The sequence below is a fragment of the Sphingobium sp. WCS2017Hpa-17 genome (genome assembly GCF_031843765.1).
GTDB lineage: Bacteria > Pseudomonadota > Alphaproteobacteria > Sphingomonadales > Sphingomonadaceae > Sphingobium.
In genome coordinates, this window is sequence record NZ_JAVTIV010000035.1 from 23,495 (window position 1) to 30,800 (window position 7,306).

General features: G+C 63.2%; 8 protein-coding genes. All 8 read left to right on the forward strand.

Features of this window, described 5'->3' with window-relative positions; genetic code table 11:
* The 8 genes from RQH62_RS23600 (at position 1) to RQH62_RS23635 (ending at position 7,073) form a co-directional block, all read left to right on the forward strand.
* Positions 1-1,197, forward strand: coding sequence for a tail fiber domain-containing protein (locus RQH62_RS23600; RefSeq protein WP_311271094.1), 1,197 nt, complete (start codon positions 1-3; stop codon positions 1,195-1,197).
* A gap of 72 nt (positions 1,198-1,269) precedes the next feature.
* Positions 1,270-2,091: a hypothetical protein gene (locus tag RQH62_RS23605; protein WP_311271095.1), complete on the forward strand. Its 822-nt coding sequence runs from the start codon at positions 1,270-1,272 to the stop codon at positions 2,089-2,091.
* Positions 2,088-2,429: a hypothetical protein gene (locus RQH62_RS23610; protein ID WP_311271096.1), complete on the forward strand. Its 342-nt coding sequence runs from the start codon at positions 2,088-2,090 to the stop codon at positions 2,427-2,429. Before RQH62_RS23605 ends, RQH62_RS23610 begins: the two co-directional genes overlap by 4 nt.
* Positions 2,429-4,603, forward strand: a complete 2,175-nt coding sequence (locus RQH62_RS23615; RefSeq protein ID WP_311271097.1) for a sialidase family protein — start codon at positions 2,429-2,431, stop codon at positions 4,601-4,603. Before RQH62_RS23610 ends, RQH62_RS23615 begins: the two co-directional genes overlap by 1 nt.
* A gap of 1 nt (position 4,604) precedes the next feature.
* Positions 4,605-5,732 carry a hypothetical protein gene (locus tag RQH62_RS23620; RefSeq protein WP_311271098.1) on the forward strand — a complete coding sequence of 376 codons (1,128 nt, stop codon included), beginning with the start codon at positions 4,605-4,607 and terminating at the stop codon, positions 5,730-5,732.
* A gap of 39 nt (positions 5,733-5,771) precedes the next feature.
* Entirely contained in the window at positions 5,772-5,975 is a 204-nt protein-coding gene (locus RQH62_RS23625) for a hypothetical protein (protein ID WP_311271099.1), read from the forward strand.
* A 175-nt stretch (positions 5,976-6,150) separates the two neighbouring features.
* Positions 6,151-6,840, forward strand: a complete 690-nt coding sequence (locus RQH62_RS23630; protein ID WP_311271100.1) for an N-acetylmuramidase family protein — start codon at positions 6,151-6,153, stop codon at positions 6,838-6,840.
* Entirely contained in the window at positions 6,837-7,073 is a 237-nt protein-coding gene (locus RQH62_RS23635; RefSeq protein WP_311271101.1) for a hypothetical protein, read from the forward strand. The genes RQH62_RS23630 and RQH62_RS23635 overlap by 4 nt, the downstream gene beginning before the upstream one ends.
* Positions 7,074-7,306: the final 233 nt, after the last annotated feature.

The window sequence follows — 7,306 nt, forward strand, 5'->3', positions numbered from 1 at the left end:
ATGGCTCAGCAAACGATCTACCTTGGCGCTGCGGCTAACGACCGGACAGGCGAAAAGCTCCGGGAAGGCGGTGCCAAGATCAACGCTAATTTCGATGAGATTTATGCGTTCAAGATAGGATTTTCCGCCTTCGGCATCAGTTTAGGCGCGGCTTTGGATGGTCCAGCTGGACGCACTCTGCTTGGCGCCTTGGGCAACAGCGGTGCGCAGCAGATGGACGGCAGCGCGCATCTGACCGTCAACAGCACGGCCGGTGCGTTTGTGGCTTCGGGTACCGAGGGCCTTTGCCTCTATGGCAGCGGGGCGACCATTACGGCAGTCCATGCGGATGCCGGCCAGGGGTCGGTGCGGTCTTACAGCTACGGCGGCAGCGTTGCGAGCCTGCGGACATATGCGGCGCTGGGCACCTACGCGGCGCGCACCGATCTGACCACGGGTTTCGTCATCAGCGACTGGTCGAGCTATGGCTATGTCGGCGGCGCCTTCACCGAACTGTCACGCATCCGCACGACGCTCACCTCAGCAGCTCCGGCCGCAGCGAACAAGCAGACGACGATGACTTTCTATGTCTGTCGGGATGGCTCCAGCGGCATCGTGTCTGCCTTCCGCCTGCAATATGGCTTGAATGAAAGCTATCAGGTTCTGGCGCCATCGGCCGACAACACTCTGACGCTGGGAACGTCGGCGCAGCGCTGGTCCGTCGTCTATGCTGGAACCGGCACGATCAACACCTCAGACGCGCGCACCAAGCGCGACGCAGGTGCAATCCCCGAGGAACTGCTGGACGCATGGGGTGGCGTCGAGTGGGTGCAGTATCGCTTCCTAGACGCCTTCACCGAAAAAGGTGAGGATGCCCGCTGGCACATGGGGCTGATTGCCCAGCATGTCCGCGACGCGATCGACAGCGTTATGGGTGAAGGCGCCGCTATCCGCCTTGGCCTCGTCTGCCACGACCAATGGGAGGAGCAAGAGGAAATCCGGCAACCCGTCATGGGCGAGCGGGAGAAGAAGATTGGACGCGGCAAGAAGGCGCGCATCGAGGTCGAAGAGTTCGACACTGGCGAGACGGAGGTTATGCAGGAAGCACGCGAGGCGGGCGACCGCTGGGGCCTTCGCTACGAGGAGTGCTTTGCCGTAGAGGCGGCATATCAGCGCCGCCGAATGGACAAGATCGAGGCGCTTTTGACGGGGAGGTAGCCCTTCGTCCGCCAACCAACAGGACCGACAATAGATTACGCGATTGCAACGCGCTTCTGTTGAAGGCCCACAATGAACCTGAGCGATCTTCCCCGGCGATTTACGATCCCCTTCGCGAATGGCGCCGGGTCCGGCTACAAGCGCGTCATCCCGACCAACCATGTCGCCGCCAGTGACACGGACGCGCCGGCCAGCTTGCAGGACGGCTTTCCGCCTGAAACGTTCACACCGATTGCGGCGGGCGGCATCCCACCGAATGGTGCAGACTTCAATGGCCTGTTCAACCAACTGTCCGCTTGGGCGAGATGGCAGGCGGCAGGTGGGCCAGCCTATTTCGATGCCGATTTTGCCGCGGCTATAGGGGGGTACCCGCTTGGCGCGGTAGTGCGAGCTTCCAGTGCCCCTACCGGTTCGTGGGTTTCCATCGTCAACAACAACATGGAAGACCCCGGAATCGGGGCGCTGCCCGGCCCGACGAACTGGCGGTTCATGGCTGGGCTTGGCGCCACGCCTGCCGAGGTGCTTGAACGCCCGGCGCGGGGTGACCGTGTTGTCACCCCATATGCCTTGGCGGAAGCATCTCCATCTGGCGTCGGCGCGACCGGGCGCTGGGAGCAATTGCCTAATGGGCGGATTGAGCAGTGGGGGAGAACTTCCCCAATCTCGCAGAATGGCGGCGCGGTGACGATCGCGTTTCCAACACCATTCCCAATGGGGTGTGAAAACTTGCAGCTCACCACCGTAAACCCGGCCGCCGCGCCCGGCGAAAATTACGACATGTGGGCTCAGATTGTCGGATATACCGCCGACAGTTTCACCATCATCCAGCAGGCGGTTCTTTCCGGCGCGGCGGCCACTCCGCTGGCTGTTGACTGGCGGGCGATCGGCCGGTGAGCGCTGAATGGATCTTCAATCGCGGCGACACGATCGCGGTGCCGTATCTCATCATTGAGGGCTTCGATGAAATCGGGGCGGTTTCGGCGGTCATCAAATTCGCGATCAACCCGGATCAGCCCATCGTGCCGCCAGATTGGCCATTCACGGATGCCATGGCTTTCGCGCCGATCGCGGAAGCTACCGGCTGGTATGTCGGGTTGTCGGCTGAGCAATCCGCGATGCTGGAGCCTGACCTGTACGCAACGCAGGTCCGTATGCAGATGGTTGATGGCACCGTGAAGCATGGCGACCCTCTCCTGATCCGCATCAATGAACCTGTGACGGAGGACATCTGATGGCCGTTATTGGCGCATGGGGCGATCAGGCCACGATGCAGCCGTCTGTGCGGGCGACTGCGATCGGGCTGCTGGAAGCGGCTGTTTTGGCCGCGCAAAACGCGGCCGGAAGCGCGGGTGGAGAAGCTGGCGCTGTGGCCGGCGCCGCTGCTGGTGTAGCGGCTGTCCAGCCCCTTTTGGCTCAGGCCGATCAGGCGAAGGATGAGGCGCAGGACGCTGCGCGCATGGCCGCTTCGGAGCGGGCGCTGGCGTTTCAGGCCCAAACTCAGTCGCGCGTCTATGCCGTCAATTCGGCGGAATCGTCGGGATCGGCCCAGGAATTTGCCCTGCTAGCTGCGTCCTCGGCCGCGCAGGCGATGGTCAATGGGCGTCCGTACACCTCCATTTCTGCGGGCCTCGCCGGAACGGCGGAGGGTGAACCTTTCGACGTCTATGGGTCCGCCGTGGGGCTGACCAATGCGTTCGTCGTCACCTATCGCAAGGTGTCCAACGCGGCGGTCTATATCGACACGTTCCCGAACAAGGCGGCGTATGATGCGGTCGCCCCCTCCGCTGCGCGCGGCGCTGAGGCGGCCTATCGCGGGAGCGCCGCCCCCCTCCCCAACTTCGCCGACCTGACCGGCGGCCCGCACTACCGCGTCTACGATCCGGACAACGCAGATGCCGGCCAAGACATCGATGCCGATGGCGTCTTCGCGACCACCGACACGCTGAACAAGCGCCAGACGAACAGCTACGGCCAGACGTTCAGCAACAGCGTGGACCTCTTCGGTCCGACCAGCATCACGCAACGCCTGACGATCGGTGGCGCGGCGCCTCAGACTGAAACCGTCGATCAGCCGCAGACGGTCAGCCTGTCCACGACGCAGGAGATTTACGGCTCCAACGGCGTGCTGCTGCTGGGCTTCGACGGCCTCAATAGCTGCCTGTATGTCGGTCAGGTCATGCCGGTCCCGCAGACCGATGGCACGCTCTGGCGGCGGTCGCGCGGGTCGCTTGGCATCATGAACAAGCCGGGCTGGTACACCGGTCAGCATAGCTATCTGCCTGAGCAGGTGCCGCCGCCTCAGTGCATCCTTAGCCCGGTGGTGAAGTATCCGGATCAGGCCCCGGAACTGGCGACGCGCGTCTATATCCTGATCCCGTCTGTCTGCAAGATCGGCAACCGCCTGTTCTTCGCGTGGTGCGGCGATGCGGTCCATCCCGAAGAGGGCGCCGGCAACTTCATCATCCTCGCCTATTCGGATGACGAAGGCCTGACCAAGACCGAGTTCGCTTACGTGCTGCACCCGGAGCCGACGATCGCGCGGACGATGATGCCGCAGCTTTGGGTTGATCAATATGGCAAGCTGCAACTGATTTTTTCGATGAACTATGCGTTCCCCGGCATCGCCGGCGGTGATGATCGGCATGGCGTCTGGAACCTGCCGATCAACAGCGAAATGGGCGCCAAGCCGCGATGTGGGCGGGCGTGGCAGGTTTCGACCTATGGCATCCCCGGTCGCCCGGTGTGGGTGGATGACCGCTTTCTGGTGAACGTGGATCTGGTCGAGAACGCCACCTCCGGCCTGCCCGCGCCCGGCCCTATCTCGGCATGGCGCGGCAAGTCGATATTCGAGATCGACACACGCACGCGATCGGCTGAGAAGCTGGGCCACATCCCGAACAGCGCGGCGTTCGCCAGCTATCAGGAAAGCAGCACGGTCCAGTTGCGCGACGGCTCGCTGCTGACGATGTTCAGGACGCGGACACCCGGTTCCGCACCGATCCGGTCGGCCCAGATATCGCGGTCCCCCGATGGCGAGCCGAACAACTTTGGCCCGCTGGCTGACTTTGCCGCGCTGCCGCCGAATCCGACGACGCGCGCTGCCATGGTCATGTCTGCCAACGGCAGGCCGCTGGTCGCGTTCAACAACCACCCCTCCCAGCGCACCAGCATGACGCTAGCCGTCCTGAACGACGACGCCACCGCCATCCTGCAATCGGTGCTGATCGACCAGATGACCGGCGTGTCCACCAGCTATCCCAGCATCTGGTGCGACGGCGACAATATCTACGTCATCTATGATGGCGGCCGGGACAGCGCCAAGCAAATCATCATGGTCAAGGTGTCCGAAGCCGCCCTCATCGCCGGCACCGCCATCCCCATCTATCGCATGATCGAGGACCAGTAAGATGCAGCGCATTGAGAATTACAGCGCCGACACCACGCTTTTTGCGGTCCATCGCCGTTTCATCGATGCGGTGATCGCGGCCAATGCCGCGGCAGGTGCCACGGTCGCCCCGTCCTATGTCAACGGCCCGGCGCATGGGGTCAACTATGGTGCGGGCGGCGCCTTCTATGGCGGGTGCCTGATGCGCAATGGCAAGGCGCTGCTGTCGCCTTCCTCGAACGATAATATCTTCATCTTCGACCACCTGACCGACACTCTGACCATGGGGCCGGCGCATGGTGAGCAGAAAGCCGCGTTCCTGGGGGCCATATCGGTCAGCGACACGCTGGTTGTGCTGCCGCCTGATGCTTCGCTCTACATCGGCCTCTACAATCCGGTCACGAACACCTACACGCGCGGCCCCGCAAAGCCCGAAAGCGGCCTGAAATACGCCGGTGGCTGCGTTATGCCGAACGGCAAGGTGTTCATCGCGCCGCTCACCGCAACCCATGTGGCGATCTACGATCCGGTCACGAACACGGTCACGACCGGCGCGGAAATGACCGGACGCGGCGGGGCGCAGCTTATGCCCAACGGCATGGTGTTCTGCCCACCATCGGCTGACACCGGCGGCTTCATGCTGCTGTATGATCCGGCCACCGACAGTGTGATTCCGGTCAACATCAGCTATCCCGAAACCCGCGACGCCGTGCCGATCGCAGATGGCCGCCTTGCCTGCGTTCCGACCGACATGGCGCGCGTGTTCCTGTTCGACTTCCGCAACCGCAACGATCTGGCGAACCCGATCGTGACCGGGACCGCGAGCTGGCCAAACAACGTCACCAACAAATTCTGGGGCGGCGCGCTGGCGGCGAACGGCGATGTTGTCTTCGCGCCCTATGGACGGCCCAAAGTCGGCTATTATCGCCCACCTTCGCTGGGTCAGCCTTTGGGTCAGGTCTTCGACGGGCCGGACATGCCAGTGGATGGCATTGTGGAGCGCTTCACCGGCTGCATCCCGCTTCTGGACGGGCGCTTCCTGATGGTGCCGCGCAAGTTCGCCTATGTCGGCCTCTACACGCACCTTACCGGCGCGCAGCCTTTGCCGCCATCGGTGCTGATGTCGCCGTTTTACAGCAACAGTTTCTGACGATGCGAGCGGGGGCGCCGGCATGAACATGGGGGTAACGTGAACGCTGAACTTTGGACATTGCTGGGTCAGTTCGGCCCCCTCGGAATCTTCATCGGCTACCTGATGTGGCGGGAGACGAGAAAGGACGACGAGCGCCATCAGGTGGAGCGCGAGCGCACGGAAAGCGACAAGGCCCTAGCCGCCGCTCTCTCCGCCCTGACGGTCACGATCCAGCATCTTGAGCAGAGGATCGGAAAATGAATCGGCAGGAGAGCATCAAAGCCATCCGCTCAGTGCGCCTTGCCGCTCATGAACTGGCGAATGTGTGTGCGGCCATAACAGGCGGGACACAGATGGCGATCTCTCTGACCACGGTGGACACGATCGGGAAAACGACGCGGGGCCTGACGCCTCGGAAATTGCCGAAGGGGGGCGAATGATGAACCACAAACAACTCCAGCAGCGTCTCGCCGCGCTGGGCCACTACGACGGCGCGATCGACGGCCTGTTCGGTCCGAAAAGCAAAGGCGCGGTGATCGCCGCCCTGACCAGCGGGCCGGACTATCCCCTGACCGACCATGACGTTGCGCAGGCCGCGTCCCACCTTGGCGTCGAGCCTGCCAAGATATGGGCCGTCTACGAGGTCGAAAGCAGCGGCTCGCCGTTCATCGACGGGCGGCCAACCATCCTGTTCGAGCCGCACCGCTTCGCTAAGGCGACGGGTCAGCGCTACAATGCCAGCCACCCCAGTCTGTCGTCGCGCTTCTGGAACAAGGCGCTCTATCCGCGCGGGCAGGCGGCGCGGTATCAGCAACTGGTCGATGCTGTGGCGCTGGACGTTGATGCCGGCTTTGCGTCGGCCAGCTATGGCGGCTTCCAGATCCTGGGCGAGAATTACGCGGTGTGCGATGCAGTCGATTCATGGTCGTTCGCATGGCGCCAGGCGCAGACGGAGGGTGACCAGTTGCATGCTTTCACCCTGTTCGTGGCAGGCAATGGCCTGAAAGGCGCGCTCCAGCGGGGGGATTGGGCGGGTTTCGCCAAGGGCTATAACGGCACCGCTTTCCGCGCCAACAAGTATGACGAGCGGCTGGCAGCGGCTTATGCGCGGAGGAAGTCGGCATGACCTCCCGTGAGCAAACTGTCGTCTATCTCTGCACTCTGGCCGCCATCGTTCTGATCGTCCTTGGCTCCATGCTGATCGCGACATGGAACGGCGGCGTCCTGATCGGCAAGCTGGAGGCGTTCGGGCTGGGCACCGTGCTTGGCGGCCTGATCGGCGTCCTGCGCATCCCTTCCGCGCGCACCCCGGTTGCCTCGACCGATAGCGGCGATGTCAATGTGGAGGCCAAGCCATGATCTTCATCGCCGGATTCGTCATAGCCGCCTGCGCCATCTGGAAGCAGATCGCATGACCCGCCTCCTCCCCCTCACCCTTCTCCTGCTCACCGGCTGCGCGCACAATCTCGCCACCTGCGACAATGCGCGGGCAGCTGCTCAGTTCGCCACCGTGGCTATGACGCGGGTTTGTCCGATGGTGGTGCGTTAGTCCGCTCCTTATCCCGCCGGTCCCACACCCATTCCTGCTCGTA